We start from the raw sequence: 13,006 nt of genomic DNA, 5'->3' as shown, positions 1-13,006 counted from the left end.
ATTTCTGTCGGTCAGACGCGGCGACGCTTCGGCGGGCGGCAACCGTTGTGCGCCATCGGCGTGACGTCGCGGATCGAGGTGACGTTCAGACCAACTGCAGCCAGCGCGCGCAACGCCGACTCGCGCCCCGAACCCGGGCCCTGCACTTCGACCTCGACGGTCTTCATGCCGTGCTCCTGGGCCTTCCGGGCCGCATCCTCGGCCGCCATCTGGGCGGCGTAGGGGGTCGACTTGCGCGAGCCCTTGAACCCCATCGTGCCAGCCGACGACCAAGCGATCGCATTGCCCTGCACGTCGGAGATCAGGATTTTCGTGTTGTTGAAGGACGAGTTCACATGCGCCACGCCAGCAGCGATGTTCTTCCGCTCTTTCTTCTTTGCGCGAACCTTTTCACGAGCCATTCCTGCCTCCCCTTATTTCTTTTTGCCGGCAATGGCCTTTGCGGGGCCTTTGCGGGTGCGGGCGTTGGTGTGGGTGCGCTGACCGCGCACAGGCAGGTTGCGGCGGTGACGCAGGCCGCGGTAGCAGCCAAGGTCCATCAGGCGCTTGATGTTGGTCGAGACTTCGCGACGCAGGTCGCCCTCAACCGTCAGGTTGGCGTCGATGAACTCGCGGATCGCAAGCACTTCGGCGTCGGTCAGGTCGTTGACGCGGCGGGCGCGGTCGATCTTGACGGATTCGCAGATTTGCTCGGCGAAGTGCGGGCCGATGCCATGGATGTAGGTCAGAGCGATGGGGACGCGTTTCCCCGTCGGAATGTTTACGCCAGCAATACGTGCCACGCGTGTATCCTTTCGTCGCGGTTCCGTGATTCCAGAACCTTTTTTCACAACGGGATCCGGAACGACGTTCCGAACCGGCTCGAACGCTTCAAATGGCACCGAGGCCACCGTACGAAGCGATTCTCTTTACGAGACGCCGTGAGATATGGGGTTTTTCCGGTGCCGTCAAGGCGAGCCGCCAGAACGTTCAGTATTTGTCAAGAACTTTCCGGATCGCCTGCGCCACATGGTCGATATCGGCCAGGCCATCCACGCTGACCAGCACGCCCTTGGCATGATAATAGCCGATCAGCGGCGAGGTCTTCTTGTAATACTCCATCAGCCTTTGGCGCAACGCATCGGCGGTGTCGTCGGCCCGGCGCGTGAAATCCTGCGCGCCGCAAGCATCGCAGATACCGGGCGTCGCCGTCGGCATCGTGGTGTCGTGGTAGACCGCGCCGCACTTGGCGCAGGTGAACCGCCCGGTGATGCGCGCCACAAGGGCGGCATCGTCCACCCGCATCTCGATCACCGCGTCCAGCGCTTCGCCATGCCGCGCCAACAGCGCGCCAAGCGCATCAGCCTGCGCGAGGGTGCGGGGAAAGCCGTCGAAAATGAAGCCCGCACCATGCGGGGCGTTCAGTTTCTTTTCGATCAGGCCGATCACGATCTCGTCGGTCACCAGTTCGCCGCGGTTCATCACCTCGGCGACGCGGTGGCCCATCTCGGTGCCGCTGGTCTTGGCCTCGCGCAGCATGTCGCCGGTGGACAGCTGGGTCATTCCCCGCTCGTCCATCAGCAGCTTGGCCTGCGTTCCCTTGCCCGCCCCCGGCGGCCCCAGCAGGATGACGTTCATCTGCGGGTCGGGGCCTTGCGCACCGCGCCCCGCTTCTTGCCGCGCAACTGCGACCGCTCGATCAGCCCCTCGTACTGGTGGGCCAGCAGATGCGACTGGATCTGGCTGACCGTATCCATCGCCACCGACACGACGATCAGCACCGAGGTGCCGCCGAAGTAGAACGGGATGGCGAATTCCTTGCGCAGGATCTCCGGCAACAGGCAGACGAAGGCCAGATAGCCCGCGCCGATCACCAGAATGCGGTTCATCACATAGCTCAGGTATTCCTCGGTCTTCTTGCCGGGGCGGATGCCCGGAATGAAACCGTTCTGGCTCTTCAGGTTGTCGGCCACGTCATCCACCTTGAAGGCGACGTTGTGGGTGTAGAAGAAGGTGAAGAACACGATCATGAAGGTGAAGAACGCCAGATAGAGCGGCTGACCGGGGCCGAAATAGGCGAGGATCGTCGACATGACCGGGCCCGTCTGGTCGCCCGAGAAGGTCGAGATCGTGGTGGGCAGCAACAGAAGCGACGAGGCGAAGATCGCCGGGATCACGCCCGAGGGGTTGACCTTCACCGGCAGATGCGACGAGCCGCCGTCATAGACCTTCATGCCGACCTGACGACGGGGATACTGGATATGGATCTTGCGCAGCGCGCGTTCCATGAACACCACGAAGCCGATGGTGGCCACCACCATCAGGATCACCCCGATGATGACAACCGGCGACACGACGCCCTCGCGCCCCTGGCTGAGGAAACGGGCGGCGGCCGCGGGGGTTTCCGCGATGATGCCGACGAAGATGATCAGCGACACCCCGTTGCCGATGCCGCGGGCGGTGATCTGTTCACCCAGCCACATCAGGAACAGAGTGCCGCCAACCAGCGTGATCACGCAGGCAAGCTCGAAGTTCAGGCCCGGATGGGTCGCCAGCTTGCCCAGCTCGATCGAGCGCGCGATGCCCCAGCCCTGGAACAGCGCTAGGCCGACGGTGCCATAGCGGGTGTACTGGTTGATCTTCTTGCGCCCCTGCTCGCCTTCCTTCTTCAGGCTTTCGAGCTGCGGCACCATCGTGGTCAGAAGCTGCACGATGATCGAAGCCGAGATGTAAGGCATGATGCCAAGCGCGAAGATGCCCATCCGCCGGATTGCGCCGCCGGTGAACATCGACAGAATGCCGCCGATGCCGGTCGAGGCCTTGTCCATGAATTGAGTCAGCGCGGTGTGGTCGATCCCCGGCACCGGAATCCAGGTGCCAAGACGGTAGATGACCAGAAGCCCGAGGGTGAACAGGATGCGCTGCCGCAGGTCGGTCGCCTTCCCGAGCGCCCCCCACGACAAGTTCGCCGCCATTTGCTCTGCAGCAGATGCCATAGCCGGTGTCTCTTTCATGACAGCACCGCCGAACCGTTTTCCGGTCGGCGGCGCAGGAAAACTAGGGATGATGTAAGCGGGAACGAGCCCGCTCACAACCTCTTATTCGGCCGCCGCTTCGGTCTTCGGCATCACGACGAACGCGATCGTCCCGCCCGCCTTCTCGACCGCTTCCACGGCAGGCTTCGACGCGCCCGACACCGCCAGCGCGATCTTCGCGGTGATCTCGCCCTTCGCCAGGATGCGGATGCCGTCCCGCTTGTGGTTGGTCAGGCCCGCGGCGACCAGCGCCTCTTCGGTGATCGTCTCGGCGATGCTCAGCTTGCCCGCGTCGATGAACTTCTGGATCAGGCCCAGGTTCACCACGGCCCATTCCTTGCGGTTCGGCTTGGTGAAGCCCCGCTTCGGCAGGCGCCGGTAGAGCGGCATCTGGCCGCCTTCGTAACCACCGATGGCCACGCCGGAACGCGACTTCTGACCCTTGATGCCACGGCCGGCGGTCTTGCCCTTGCCCGAACCCGGGCCACGCGCCACGCGTTTCTGCTTCTTGGTCGCGCCGGGATTGTCGTGCAGTTCGTTCAGTCTCATGTCGCTCTCTCCTTGCCGGAATTGCCCCGCCAGCGACGGATGGGGCAAACACGGTTTCATGGGGAAGACGGGGTCACCCCCGCCCTGCGAATTGGGTCGGGCGGAGGTGAACCCCGCCCAATCCTTAGCCGCGTTCCTCGATGATCTTCACGAGGTGGCTGATCTTGTTCACCATGCCACGAACCGAGGGGGTATCCTCCAGTTCGCGCGTGCGGCGCATCTTGTTCAGCCCGAGCCCCTTGAGGGTCGCGGTCTGGATTTCGGGGCGGCGGGCTGCCGAGGCGATCTGCTGAACGACGATGGTCTTGGCCATGCGGTCTCTCCTTACGCTTCGACGGCGACGTCGGCGTCGGCCTTCTTCAGGATGTCGGACACCTTCTTGCCGCGACGCTGCGCGACCTGACGGGGGCTCGATTCCTGCGTCAGACCGTCGATGGTCGCGCGGATCATGTTGTAGGGGTTCGTGCTGCCGAGCGACTTCGCCACGACATCCTGCAGCCCCAGCATCTCGAACACCGCGCGCATCGGGCCACCGGCGATGATGCCGGTCCCCGCCACCGCGGTGCGCATCACGACCTTGCCGGCGCCGTGGCGGCCTTCCATGTCGTGGTGCAGCGTGCGGCCTTCGCGCAGCGGCACCCGAACCAGGCTGCGTTTCGCCTGCTCCGTCGCCTTGCGGATCGCCTCGGGCACTTCTTTCGCCTTGCCCTTGCCGAAGCCGACGCGGCCGCGCTGGTCACCGACCACCACGAGTGCGGCAAAGCCGAAGCGTTTGCCGCCTTTCACGGTTTTCGACACGCGGTTGATCGCCACGAGACGATCGGCGAATTCCGGGGTTTCTTCGCGGCGATCGTCACGACGATCGCGGCCCTCCCGGCGGTTGTCACGTTCTGCCATCATCGTCTCCCTAGAACTTCAGGCCGCCTTCACGCGCCGCCCCGGCGAGCGCCGCGATCTTGCCGTGAAAGAGGAAACCACCACGATCGAAATAGCACTCTTCGACCCCGGCCTTCTTCGCCCGCTCGGCAATCGCCGCGCCGACCTTGGCGGCCGCTTCGACGTTGTTCTTGCCGACCACACCGAGATCCTTCTCCAGCGAGGAGGCCGCGGCGATGGTCACGCCTTTCACATCGTCGATCAGCTGCACGCTGATGTTCTTGTTCGACCGATGCACGGACAGGCGCAGACGCCCGTGCGACATCGCCCGCAGTTTGTTCCGAACGCGCAGGCGGCGTTTGAGGAACAGCTCTCTTTTGTTGTTCGCCATTTCTGCCGTCCTTACTTCTTCTTGCCTTCCTTGCGGAAGATGAACTCACCCTTGTACTTGATCCCTTTGCCCTTGTAGGGCTCGGGACCACGCCATTCGCGGATGTTTGCCGCGACCTGGCCGACAAGCTGGGCGTCGATGCCCTCGATAATGATCTCGGTCTGCTTCGGCGTGGTGATCGTCACACCCGCGGGCACCTCGAAATTCACGTCGTGGCTGTAGCCCAGCGCGAGCTTCAGCACATTGCCCTGGATCGCGGCGCGGTAACCCACGCCGTTGATCTCGAGCTCTTTCTTGAAGCCGGTGGTCACACCGGTGACGAGGTTCGCCACCATCGTGCGGCTCAGGCCCCACTGCGAGCGCGCACGCTTGGACGTGCCGCGCGGCGCCACCTTCAGTTGCGTGCCTTCGAGCGTGATCGTCACGTCGTCGGTCGCGGTAAAGGTCAGGGTGCCTTTCGGCCCCTTCACTTCGACGGTCTGGCCGGCGAGGGTTGCGGAAACCCCCTTGGGCAGCTCGACCGGTTTCTTGCCAATACGAGACATCCCACCCTCCTCAGAACACGGTGCAGAGCACTTCGCCGCCAACGTTGGCGGACCGTGCTGCTGCATCGGACATGACACCCTTCGGTGTCGAGACGATTGAGACGCCGAGGCCATTGCGGACGCTCGGGATGTCCTTGACGCTCATGTACACCCGGCGACCGGGCTTCGACACGCGCTTCAGTTCGCGGATCACCGGGGCGCCCTCGTAGTACTTGAGGCTGATCACCAGTTCGCCCTGGCCGTTCTCGCTGTCTTTCTTCTCGTAGCCACGGATGTAGCCTTCGTCGGACAGCACGTCGAGCACCCAGGCGCGCAGCTTCGACGCCGGCGTCGCCACGGTGGACTTGCCGCGAAGCTGGGCGTTGCGAATGCGCGTGAGCATGTCGCCGATCGGATCGTTCACATACATCGCGATCTCCTTACCAGCTCGACTTGACCATGCCCGGGATCTGGCCGAACGAGGCCAGATCGCGCAGCATGATCCGCGAGAGTTTCAGCTTGCGGTAATACGCATGCGGGCGGCCGGTGAGTTGGCACCGGTTGTGCAGGCGTGTCGCCGAGGAGTTGCGGGGCAGTGCCGCCAGTTTGAGGTTCGCCTTGAAGCGTTCCTCCACCGTCAGCTCCTGGTTCTTGGCCACCGTTTTCAGGGCGGCGCGGCGGGATGCGTACTGCTTCACCATCTTCTGGCGCTTCAGTTCGCGTTCAACCATAGACTTCTTAGCCATATCCTGTTCCTCCCGCGATCAGCTGTTGAAGGGCATGTTGCAGAGCTTCAACAGCGCCTTCGCTGCCGCGTCGTTATCCGCCGTCGTGCAAATGATGATGTCCATCCCGAGAACCTCGTCGACCTTGTCGAACTCGATCTCGGGGAACACGATCTGCTCTTTCAGGCCCATCGCGAAGTTGCCGCGGCCGTCGAAGGACGAGCCCTTGACGCCGCGGAAGTCGCGGACGCGGGGCAGTGCGATGGTGATCAGGCGGTCGAGGAACTCGTACATCCGGTCACCGCGCAGCGTGACCTTGCAGCCCAGCGGCATTTCTTCACGGACGCGGAAGCCGGCGATCGACTTCTTGGCGTGGGTGATGACGGCCTTCTGTCCGGCGATCCGCGACAGCTCTTCCGCCGCGGTCTTCACCTTCTTGGTGTCCTTGACGGCTTCGCCGACGCCCATGTTCAGCACGATCTTCTCGAGCCGGGGGATCTGCATGTCGTTGGTGTAGCCGAACTCTTCCTTCAGCGCCGGGCGCATCGTGGTCTTGTAGAGCGCCTTCAGGCGCGGGGTGTAATTTGCTGCGTCAAGCATCAGATCGTCTCCCCGGTGGTCTTGGCGAAGCGGACCTTGGTGCCGTTTTCCTCCCGGAAACCGACCCGCGTCGCCTTGCCGTTGCTGTCCAGCAGCGCCAGGTTCGACAGGTCGATCGGCATCGCTTTCGGGATGCGGCCGCCCTGCGTGGTCTGGCTTTGCTTGGTATGGCGGATCGCGACGTTGACGCCCTCGACCACGGCCTTGTTCGCCTGCGGCATCACCAGGCCGATCTCACCCTGACGGCCCTTGTCCTTGCCCGTCAGCACGACGACCTTGTCGCCCTTCTTGAGTTTTGCGGCCATCAGAGCACCTCCGGCGCCAGCGAGATGATCTTCATGAAGTTCTTCGCCCGCAGCTCGCGCACGACCGGCCCGAAGATACGGGTTCCGACCGGTTCGCCCTGGTTGTTCAGGATGACGGCGGCATTGCGGTCGAAGCGGATGGAGGTGCCGTCTTCACGGCGAACTTCCTTGGCGGTGCGCACGACAACGGCCTTGCGGACGTCGCCCTTCTTCACACGGCCTTTCGGAATCGCTTCCTTGACCGACACCACGATGATGTCGCCCACGGAAGCATAGCGGCGATGCGAGCCACCCAGAACCTTGATGCACTGCACCCGGCGAGCGCCGGAGTTGTCAGCTACATCCAGATTGGTCTGCATCTGGATCATTTGGTTTCTCCCGACCTTTGGGGACTTGGCCTTCCGGCTGCCCCAGGGTTTCGTTCAAACCGGAAAGGGATGAGTCAAGCCGAAGCTTCAGTCACCACCGTCCAGCGTTTCGTTTTCGAAATCGGCGCGCACTCTTCGATGCGGACAGTGTCGCCAACCTTGAATTGGTTGTTCTCATCGTGCGCCCGGTACTTCTTCGATTTCCGGACGGTCTTCAGCATGACCGGGTGCTTGAAGCGGCGTTCAACGAGGACGGTGATCGTCTGCTCGTTCTTGTCGCTCGTCACGGTGCCTTGCAGGATGCGTTTGGGCATGTGCGTGCTCCTTACTTCGCCGCCGCTTCCGCGGCTTTCTGGGTCAGGACCGTCTTCACGCGGGCAACGTCACGTTTGACGAGGCGCATGCGGGCGGTATTCTCAAGTTGGCCGGTCGCCTGCTGAAAGCGGAGGTTGAACGCCTCCTTCTTCAGCGACACCAGCGCATCGCGCAGCTGGTCGGGCGTCTTGCCCTTCAGTTCTTCGGCGTTCATCGCCTCTTCCTTTCGCACTCATCAGAAGGCCCCGAAGCGGGTTACCCTGTGCCTGATGAACTTCAAAAAATACGCGGCCCCCGCGTTGCCGCGGGGGTCCGAGTGGATTGGATTACCAGTCCTCGCGGACAACGATCCGGCTGGTGACCGGAAGTTTCATCGCTGCGAGGCGAAGGCCCTCCCTTGCCACGGATTCGGCCACGCCGTCAATCTCAAACATGATGCGGCCCGGCTTCACTCGGGCGGCCCAGTAGTCGACCGAGCCCTTGCCCTTGCCCATCCGCACTTCGGTGGGCTTGGAGGTGACCGGAACGTCCGGGAATATCCGAATCCAGACCCGGCCCTGGCGCTTCATGTGGCGGGTCAGGGCGCGGCGTGCGGCCTCGATCTGACGCGCGGTGACGCGCTCGGGTTCGGTCGCCTTCAGGCCATAGGTGCCGAAGTCGAGGTTGAACCCGCCCTTGGCCTCGCCGTGGATACGGCCCTTGTGCTGTTTGCGGAATTTGGTGCGCTTTGGTTGCAGCATCGTCTTTCTCCCTAGCGCGCGTCGCGACGGTCGCGGTCGTCGCGGCGCGGCGGGCGCGAAGCCCCACCGCTGTCATTGGCTTCCTGCATCCGCCGGTCATGCGCCTGCGGATCATGCTCGAGGATCTCGCCTTTGAAGATCCAGACCTTCACGCCGATGATGCCATAGGCGGTTTTCGCCTCGTGCACCGCATAGTCGATGTCGGCGCGCAGGGTGTGCAGCGGCACGCGGCCTTCGCGGTACCACTCGGTCCGCGCGATCTCGGCGCCGCCAAGGCGGCCACCGACGTTCACACGGATCCCCAGCGCGCCCATGCGCATGGCGTTCTGCACCGCGCGCTTCATCGCGCGCCGGAACGACACGCGGCGCTCAAGCTGCTGGGTGATCGATTCGGCCACCAGTTGCGCGTCAAGTTCGGGCTTGCGCACTTCGACGATGTTCAGATGCAGTTCCGACTTCGTGAAGGCCGCAAGCTTCTTGCGCAACGTCTCGATATCGGCGCCTTTTTTGCCAATGATCACGCCCGGGCGTGCCGTGTGGATCGTCACGCGGCATTTCTTGTGCGGGCGTTCGATGATCACGCGGCTCACGCCGGCCTGCTTGGCTTCCTCGAAGATGAACGCACGCATGCGGAGGTCTTCGAGCAGAAGGTTGCCGTAGTCCTTCGACTCGGCGAACCAGCGGCTGTCCCAGGTGCGGTTGACCTGAAGGCGCATGCCGATCGGATTGACCTTCTGACCCATTACGCTTGCTCCCCAACGGCTGCGGTTTCGACCTGACGGACCTTGATCGTCAATTCCGAGAACGGCTTGATGATCTTGCCGAACCGGCCGCGGGCGCGCGGGCGACCGCGCTTCAGGGTCAGGTTCTTGCCGACATAGGCCTCGGCCACAACCAGTTCATCGACGTCGAGCCCGTGGTTGTTCTCGGCGTTGGCGATGGCGGATTGCAGGCACTTCATCACGTCACCGGCGATGCGCTTCTTCGAGAAGGTGAGGTCGGCCAGAGCCTTTTCCACCTTCTTGCCACGGATCAGGCCAGCGACGAGGTTCAGCTTCTGCGGCGATGTCTTCAGCATCTTCAGCTTCGCCATCGCCTCGTTATCGGCCACGCGGCGCGGATTCTTTTCCTTACCCATGACGCTTATTTCCTCTTCGCTTTCTTGTCGGCGGCGTGACCGTAATAGGTCCGCGTCGGCGCGTATTCACCGAACTTCTGGCCGATCATTTCCTCGGTGACGTTCACCGGGATGTGCTTCTTGCCGTTGTAGACGCCGAACGTCAGACCGACGAACTGCGGCAGAATCGTCGAGCGACGCGACCAGATCTTGATCACTTCGCTGCGCGTCGACCCACGCGAGGCCTCTGCTTTCTTCAGCAGATAGGCGTCGACAAAGGGGCCCTTCCAAACCGAACGTGACATGGATTACCGCCCCTTCTTCGCATTGCGCGACCGGACAATATACTTGTCCGTCGTCTTGTTCTTCCGGGTCTTGGTCCCCTTGGTGCCCTTGCCCCACGGGGTAACCGGATGCCGCCCGCCCGAGGTGCGGCCTTCGCCGCCGCCGTGCGGGTGGTCGATCGGGTTCATCGCGACGCCGCGCACCGTCGGGCGGATGCCCATGTGCCGACGACGCCCGGCCTTGCCGAGGTTCTGGTTCGAGTTGTCGGGGTTCGAGACCGCGCCAACCGTCGCCATGCACTCCTGGCGCACCATCCGCAGTTCGCCCGACGACAGCCGGATCTGCGCGTAGCCGCCATCACGACCGACGAACTGGGCGTAGGTGCCCGCAGCGCGCGCCAGCTGGCCGCCCTTGCCGGCCTTCAGCTCGACGTTGTGCACGATCGTGCCGATCGGCATCCCCGAGAACGGCATCGCGTTGCCCGGCTTCACGTCGGTCTTGGCACCGGCCACGACCTTGTCACCAACAGCCAGACGCTGCGGCGCAAGGATGTAGGCCTGGGTGCCATCCTCGTATTTCACCAGCGCGATGAACGCGGTCCGGTTCGGATCGTATTCGATCCGCTCAACGGTTGCGGGCATATCGAACTTCGTGCGCTTGAAGTCCACGATGCGGTAGAGACGCTTTGCGCCACCACCCTTGTGCCACATCGTGATCCGTCCGGTGTTGTTCCGTCCGCCCGACTTGGTCAAACCCTCGGTGAGGGTCTTGACCGGGCGGCCTTTCCAAAGCTCCGAACGGTCGATCAGAACCAGCCCTCGCTGGCCAGGCGTCGTCGGATTGTACGACTTGAGTGCCATGCTTTCTGTCTTCCGTCAGCTTGCGGGTCATCATTGACCCGGTTTCTCAAATGATCCGCGGCCCCGGAAGCACCGGGGCCGCGGGAGTCGCGGCCTTCTATCAGAGGCCCGTCGTCACGTCGATGGTGTTTCCCTCTTCGAGCGTGACGTAGGCTTTCTTCACGTCGTTCCGCACGCCGGGCTTGCCGCGGAACTTCTTGACCTTGCCCTTGGTGACGAGCGTGTTCACCGCCTTCACCTTGACGCCGAAGAGGTTTTCCACCGCTTCCTTGATCTGCGGCTTGGTCGAGTCGATTGCCACCTGGAAGACAACCGCATTGGCTTCAGAGGCCATCGTTGCCTTTTCGGTGATCACCGGCTTGCGGATGATGTCGTAGTGTTCGGGTTTCGCGCTCATTTCAGACCACCATTCCCAAGACGGGCTTCCAGGGCTTCGACACCGGCCTTGGTGATCACCAGGGTGTCACGCTTCAGGATGTCATAGACGTTGGCGCCCATCGTCGGCAGCACATCGATGCCTTCGATGTTGCGCGCGGCGCGGGCGAAGTTTTCGTTCACTTCCGCGCCGTCGATGATCAGCACACGCTTCCAGCCAAGCTCGCGCGCGGCCTTGGCCAGAACCGAGGTCTTGGCTTCGCTCATCTCGGCCGCTTCCAGCACGATCAGCTTGCCCGCCTGGGCCTTGGCCGACAGCGCGTGCTTCAGCCCCAGCGCCCGGAACTTCTTGGGCAGGTCATGGGCGTGGCTGCGCGGGGTCGGACCCTTGACGACACCACCGTGCCGGAAGATCGGCGCCTTCTTGGAACCGTGGCGAGCGCCGCCGGTGCCCTTCTGGCGATAGATCTTCTTGGTCGAATACGACACTTCGGCGCGCGTCAGCACCGAATGGGTGCCGGCCTGCGCCTTCGCGCGCTGCCAGCGCACGACCCGGTGCAGGATGTCCGCCCGCGGGTCCAGCCCGAAGATCTCGTCGTCGAGATCGATCGAGCCCGCCTTGCCGGCATCGAGCTTGATCACATCGAGTTTCATTCGGTGGCTCCTTCAGCGTGTGCTTCGGCGGCAACGGCCACCTTGGCGGATTTCAGCGCCGCAGGCATCGGCAGACCCTCGGGCGCAGGCTTCTTCACCGCGTCCTTGATCGTGACCCAGCCGCCCTTGTTGCCGGGCACCGCGCCCTTGACCATGATCAGGCCGCGGTCGGCATCGGTGCGGATGACCTGCAGGTTCTGCGTGGTCACGCGGGCGGCCCCCATGTGGCCGGCCATCTTCTTGCCCTTGAACACCTTGCCCGGATCCTGGCACTGGCCCGTGGACCCGTGCGAACGGTGCGAGACCGAAACCCCGTGCGAGGCGCGCAGGCCGCCAAAGTTGTGCCGCTTCATGGCACCCTGGAAGCCTTTGCCAACCGAAGTGCCGGCGATGTCCACAAACTGCCCTGCGGCATAGTGGTCGGCCGTGATCTCTTCGCCGACGCCGATCAGGCAGTCGGGGGTCACGCGGAACTCCGCGATCTTGCGCTTCGGCGCGACATTGGCCGCGGCGAAGTGGCCGCGCATGGCGGCGGTGGTCCGCTTGGCCTTGGCCACGCCCGCACCAAGCTGGACGGCGGTATAGCCATCCCGCTCGGCGGTGCGCTGCGCCACGACCTGCAGGCTGTCGAGGTGAAGAACGGTCACAGGAACCTGCTTGCCGTCTTCCAGGAACAGCCGGGTCATCCCCAGCTTCTTTGCGATAACTCCAGAGCGCATCTTTTCGTGCCCCCCTTAAACTTTGATCTCGACGTCCACGCCGGCCGCGAGGTCGAGCTTCATCAGCGCGTCCACGGTCTGCGGGGTCGGATCGACGATGTCGAGAAGACGCTTGTGCGTCCGGATTTCCCACTGGTCGCGCGACTTCTTGTCGATGTGCGGACCACGGAGAACCGTGAATTTCTCGATCTTGTTCGGCAGCGGGATCGGCCCGCGGACGGTAGCGCCGGTCCGTTTGGCCGTATTCACGATTTCCAGCGTGCTGGCATCCAGCACGCGGTAATCGAAGGCCTTCAGCCGGATTCGAATGGTCTGACCTTGCATGTCTTGCCCTCTGGGCTTGGCGGGAAGCGGGGGGGCGCGAACGCCCCGCCGCCCCTCTTCCAGTTTCCGGTTACGCGATGATTTTCGAAACGACGCCTGCACCGACGGTGCGGCCGCCTTCACGGATGGCGAAGCGGAGCTTCTCTTCCATCGCGATCGGGGCGATCAGTTCGACGTTGAACTTCAGGTTGTCGCCCGGCATCACCATCTCGGTGCCTTCGGGCAGCATCACCGTGCCGGTCACGTCCGTCGTGCGGAAGTAGAA

Annotated in this window: 26 protein-coding genes; all 26 read right to left on the bottom strand. The window is 63.4% G+C overall.

The window, feature by feature from the left end:
- Positions 1-11 precede the first annotated feature (11 nt).
- Positions 12-401 (bottom strand): 30S ribosomal protein S11, encoded by a 390-nt coding sequence (gene rpsK / locus AC11WY_RS13685; RefSeq protein WP_482926406.1) that lies wholly within the window; start codon positions 399-401, stop codon positions 12-14.
- 12 nt (positions 402-413) lie between these two features.
- Positions 414-782 carry a 30S ribosomal protein S13 gene (rpsM, locus tag AC11WY_RS13680; RefSeq protein ID WP_482926405.1) on the bottom strand — a complete coding sequence of 123 codons (369 nt, stop codon included), beginning with the start codon at positions 780-782 and terminating at the stop codon, positions 414-416.
- A 187-nt stretch (positions 783-969) separates the two neighbouring features.
- Entirely contained in the window at positions 970-1,617 is a 648-nt protein-coding gene (locus tag AC11WY_RS13675) for an adenylate kinase (RefSeq protein WP_482926403.1), read from the bottom strand.
- On the bottom strand, positions 1,614-2,975 hold the full coding sequence (secY, locus tag AC11WY_RS13670) for a preprotein translocase subunit SecY (RefSeq protein ID WP_482926401.1): 1,362 nt from the start codon (positions 2,973-2,975) through the stop codon (positions 1,614-1,616). Before secY ends, AC11WY_RS13675 begins: the two co-directional genes overlap by 4 nt.
- A gap of 102 nt (positions 2,976-3,077) precedes the next feature.
- Positions 3,078-3,563 (bottom strand): 50S ribosomal protein L15, encoded by a 486-nt coding sequence (gene rplO, locus AC11WY_RS13665; RefSeq protein ID WP_482926399.1) that lies wholly within the window; start codon positions 3,561-3,563, stop codon positions 3,078-3,080.
- A 124-nt stretch (positions 3,564-3,687) separates the two neighbouring features.
- Positions 3,688-3,876 (bottom strand): 50S ribosomal protein L30, encoded by a 189-nt coding sequence (gene rpmD, locus AC11WY_RS13660; protein WP_482926397.1) that lies wholly within the window; start codon positions 3,874-3,876, stop codon positions 3,688-3,690.
- 11 nt (positions 3,877-3,887) lie between these two features.
- On the bottom strand, positions 3,888-4,460 hold the full coding sequence (rpsE, locus tag AC11WY_RS13655) for a 30S ribosomal protein S5 (RefSeq protein ID WP_482926395.1): 573 nt from the start codon (positions 4,458-4,460) through the stop codon (positions 3,888-3,890).
- 10 nt (positions 4,461-4,470) lie between these two features.
- The gene (gene rplR / locus AC11WY_RS13650) at positions 4,471-4,830 is read right to left on the bottom strand and encodes a 50S ribosomal protein L18 (RefSeq protein ID WP_482926393.1); all 360 of its coding nucleotides are present in this window, start codon (positions 4,828-4,830) and stop codon (positions 4,471-4,473) included.
- A gap of 11 nt (positions 4,831-4,841) precedes the next feature.
- Complete coding sequence (gene rplF, locus AC11WY_RS13645) at positions 4,842-5,375, bottom strand: 50S ribosomal protein L6 (protein WP_482926391.1); 534 nt, start codon at positions 5,373-5,375, stop codon at positions 4,842-4,844.
- Positions 5,376-5,385: 10 nt separating this feature from the next.
- On the bottom strand, positions 5,386-5,784 hold the full coding sequence (rpsH, locus tag AC11WY_RS13640) for a 30S ribosomal protein S8 (protein WP_482926389.1): 399 nt from the start codon (positions 5,782-5,784) through the stop codon (positions 5,386-5,388).
- A 10-nt stretch (positions 5,785-5,794) separates the two neighbouring features.
- On the bottom strand, positions 5,795-6,100 hold the full coding sequence (rpsN, locus tag AC11WY_RS13635; protein WP_482926387.1) for a 30S ribosomal protein S14: 306 nt from the start codon (positions 6,098-6,100) through the stop codon (positions 5,795-5,797).
- Between the two features lie 18 nt (positions 6,101-6,118).
- On the bottom strand, positions 6,119-6,679 hold the full coding sequence (gene rplE / locus AC11WY_RS13630) for a 50S ribosomal protein L5 (protein ID WP_482926385.1): 561 nt from the start codon (positions 6,677-6,679) through the stop codon (positions 6,119-6,121).
- The gene (gene rplX / locus AC11WY_RS13625) at positions 6,679-6,984 is read right to left on the bottom strand and encodes a 50S ribosomal protein L24 (protein WP_482926383.1); all 306 of its coding nucleotides are present in this window, start codon (positions 6,982-6,984) and stop codon (positions 6,679-6,681) included. Before rplX ends, rplE begins: the two co-directional genes overlap by 1 nt.
- The gene (gene rplN, locus AC11WY_RS13620; RefSeq protein WP_023666245.1) at positions 6,984-7,352 is read right to left on the bottom strand and encodes a 50S ribosomal protein L14; all 369 of its coding nucleotides are present in this window, start codon (positions 7,350-7,352) and stop codon (positions 6,984-6,986) included. The genes rplX and rplN overlap by 1 nt, the downstream gene beginning before the upstream one ends.
- 74 nt (positions 7,353-7,426) lie before the next feature.
- Complete coding sequence (gene rpsQ / locus AC11WY_RS13615; RefSeq protein WP_482926381.1) at positions 7,427-7,666, bottom strand: 30S ribosomal protein S17; 240 nt, start codon at positions 7,664-7,666, stop codon at positions 7,427-7,429.
- Between the two features lie 11 nt (positions 7,667-7,677).
- Entirely contained in the window at positions 7,678-7,881 is a 204-nt protein-coding gene (rpmC, locus tag AC11WY_RS13610) for a 50S ribosomal protein L29 (RefSeq protein WP_482926379.1), read from the bottom strand.
- A 112-nt stretch (positions 7,882-7,993) separates the two neighbouring features.
- Positions 7,994-8,407, bottom strand: a complete 414-nt coding sequence (gene rplP / locus AC11WY_RS13605; protein WP_482926377.1) for a 50S ribosomal protein L16 — start codon at positions 8,405-8,407, stop codon at positions 7,994-7,996.
- Between the two features lie 11 nt (positions 8,408-8,418).
- Complete coding sequence (rpsC, locus tag AC11WY_RS13600) at positions 8,419-9,150, bottom strand: 30S ribosomal protein S3 (protein ID WP_482926375.1); 732 nt, start codon at positions 9,148-9,150, stop codon at positions 8,419-8,421.
- The gene (gene rplV, locus AC11WY_RS13595) at positions 9,150-9,545 is read right to left on the bottom strand and encodes a 50S ribosomal protein L22 (RefSeq protein ID WP_482926373.1); all 396 of its coding nucleotides are present in this window, start codon (positions 9,543-9,545) and stop codon (positions 9,150-9,152) included. The genes rpsC and rplV overlap by 1 nt, the downstream gene beginning before the upstream one ends.
- A 5-nt stretch (positions 9,546-9,550) precedes the next feature.
- Positions 9,551-9,829, bottom strand: a complete 279-nt coding sequence (gene rpsS / locus AC11WY_RS13590; protein ID WP_482926371.1) for a 30S ribosomal protein S19 — start codon at positions 9,827-9,829, stop codon at positions 9,551-9,553.
- Positions 9,830-9,832: 3 nt separating this feature from the next.
- Positions 9,833-10,669 carry a 50S ribosomal protein L2 gene (gene rplB, locus AC11WY_RS13585; protein ID WP_482926369.1) on the bottom strand — a complete coding sequence of 279 codons (837 nt, stop codon included), beginning with the start codon at positions 10,667-10,669 and terminating at the stop codon, positions 9,833-9,835.
- A gap of 100 nt (positions 10,670-10,769) precedes the next feature.
- The gene (locus AC11WY_RS13580; RefSeq protein ID WP_482926367.1) at positions 10,770-11,066 is read right to left on the bottom strand and encodes a 50S ribosomal protein L23; all 297 of its coding nucleotides are present in this window, start codon (positions 11,064-11,066) and stop codon (positions 10,770-10,772) included.
- A complete protein-coding gene (gene rplD / locus AC11WY_RS13575) occupies positions 11,063-11,698 on the bottom strand; it encodes a 50S ribosomal protein L4 (RefSeq protein WP_482926365.1) in 636 nt (211 codons plus the stop codon). Before rplD ends, AC11WY_RS13580 begins: the two co-directional genes overlap by 4 nt.
- A complete protein-coding gene (gene rplC, locus AC11WY_RS13570) occupies positions 11,695-12,417 on the bottom strand; it encodes a 50S ribosomal protein L3 (protein ID WP_482926363.1) in 723 nt (240 codons plus the stop codon). Before rplC ends, rplD begins: the two co-directional genes overlap by 4 nt.
- A 15-nt stretch (positions 12,418-12,432) precedes the next feature.
- Positions 12,433-12,741 (bottom strand): 30S ribosomal protein S10, encoded by a 309-nt coding sequence (gene rpsJ, locus AC11WY_RS13565; RefSeq protein WP_482926361.1) that lies wholly within the window; start codon positions 12,739-12,741, stop codon positions 12,433-12,435.
- 70 nt (positions 12,742-12,811) lie between these two features.
- Positions 12,812-13,006: EF-Tu C-terminal domain-related protein (locus AC11WY_RS13560; RefSeq protein ID WP_482926359.1), on the bottom strand; the 195-nt coding region annotated here is incomplete at its 5' end.

This window comes from Solirhodobacter sp. (genome assembly GCF_964715405.1).
Note: the sequence above shows the minus strand (reverse complement) of the source record. Positions and strands in the feature narration are given on the sequence as shown.

What these genes read in the sequence shown, in the direction of transcription:
- rplP (WP_482926377.1), bottom strand. Translation starts at nt 8,407, where the DNA reads ATGCTGCAACCAAAGCGCACCAAATTCCGCAAACAGCACAAGGGCCGT.
- rpsK (WP_482926406.1), bottom strand. Translation starts at nt 401, where the DNA reads ATGGCTCGTGAAAAGGTTCGCGCAAAGAAGAAAGAGCGGAAGAACATC.
- rpsQ (WP_482926381.1), bottom strand. Translation starts at nt 7,666, where the DNA reads ATGCCCAAACGCATCCTGCAAGGCACCGTGACGAGCGACAAGAACGAG.
- rplX (WP_482926383.1), bottom strand. Translation starts at nt 6,984, where the DNA reads ATGGCCGCAAAACTCAAGAAGGGCGACAAGGTCGTCGTGCTGACGGGC.
- rpmC (WP_482926379.1), bottom strand. Translation starts at nt 7,881, where the DNA reads ATGAACGCCGAAGAACTGAAGGGCAAGACGCCCGACCAGCTGCGCGAT.
- rpsH (WP_482926389.1), bottom strand. Translation starts at nt 5,784, where the DNA reads ATGTATGTGAACGATCCGATCGGCGACATGCTCACGCGCATTCGCAAC.
- rplR (WP_482926393.1), bottom strand. Translation starts at nt 4,830, where the DNA reads ATGGCGAACAACAAAAGAGAGCTGTTCCTCAAACGCCGCCTGCGCGTT.
- AC11WY_RS13580 (WP_482926367.1), bottom strand. Translation starts at nt 11,066, where the DNA reads ATGAGCGCGAAACCCGAACACTACGACATCATCCGCAAGCCGGTGATC.
- secY (WP_482926401.1), bottom strand. Translation starts at nt 2,975, where the DNA reads ATGGCATCTGCTGCAGAGCAAATGGCGGCGAACTTGTCGTGGGGGGCG.
- rpsE (WP_482926395.1), bottom strand. Translation starts at nt 4,460, where the DNA reads ATGGCAGAACGTGACAACCGCCGGGAGGGCCGCGATCGTCGTGACGAT.
- rplB (WP_482926369.1), bottom strand. Translation starts at nt 10,669, where the DNA reads ATGGCACTCAAGTCGTACAATCCGACGACGCCTGGCCAGCGAGGGCTG.
- rplE (WP_482926385.1), bottom strand. Translation starts at nt 6,679, where the DNA reads ATGCTTGACGCAGCAAATTACACCCCGCGCCTGAAGGCGCTCTACAAG.
- AC11WY_RS13675 (WP_482926403.1), bottom strand. Translation starts at nt 1,617, where the DNA reads ATGAACGTCATCCTGCTGGGGCCGCCGGGGGCGGGCAAGGGAACGCAG.
- rplD (WP_482926365.1), bottom strand. Translation starts at nt 11,698, where the DNA reads ATGAAACTCGATGTGATCAAGCTCGATGCCGGCAAGGCGGGCTCGATC.
- rpsC (WP_482926375.1), bottom strand. Translation starts at nt 9,150, where the DNA reads ATGGGTCAGAAGGTCAATCCGATCGGCATGCGCCTTCAGGTCAACCGC.
- rplO (WP_482926399.1), bottom strand. Translation starts at nt 3,563, where the DNA reads ATGAGACTGAACGAACTGCACGACAATCCCGGCGCGACCAAGAAGCAG.
- rplF (WP_482926391.1), bottom strand. Translation starts at nt 5,375, where the DNA reads ATGTCTCGTATTGGCAAGAAACCGGTCGAGCTGCCCAAGGGGGTTTCC.
- rplV (WP_482926373.1), bottom strand. Translation starts at nt 9,545, where the DNA reads ATGGGTAAGGAAAAGAATCCGCGCCGCGTGGCCGATAACGAGGCGATG.
- rpsN (WP_482926387.1), bottom strand. Translation starts at nt 6,100, where the DNA reads ATGGCTAAGAAGTCTATGGTTGAACGCGAACTGAAGCGCCAGAAGATG.
- rpsJ (WP_482926361.1), bottom strand. Translation starts at nt 12,741, where the DNA reads ATGCAAGGTCAGACCATTCGAATCCGGCTGAAGGCCTTCGATTACCGC.
- rplC (WP_482926363.1), bottom strand. Translation starts at nt 12,417, where the DNA reads ATGCGCTCTGGAGTTATCGCAAAGAAGCTGGGGATGACCCGGCTGTTC.
- rpsS (WP_482926371.1), bottom strand. Translation starts at nt 9,829, where the DNA reads ATGTCACGTTCGGTTTGGAAGGGCCCCTTTGTCGACGCCTATCTGCTG.
- rplN (WP_023666245.1), bottom strand. Translation starts at nt 7,352, where the DNA reads ATGATCCAGATGCAGACCAATCTGGATGTAGCTGACAACTCCGGCGCT.
- rpmD (WP_482926397.1), bottom strand. Translation starts at nt 3,876, where the DNA reads ATGGCCAAGACCATCGTCGTTCAGCAGATCGCCTCGGCAGCCCGCCGC.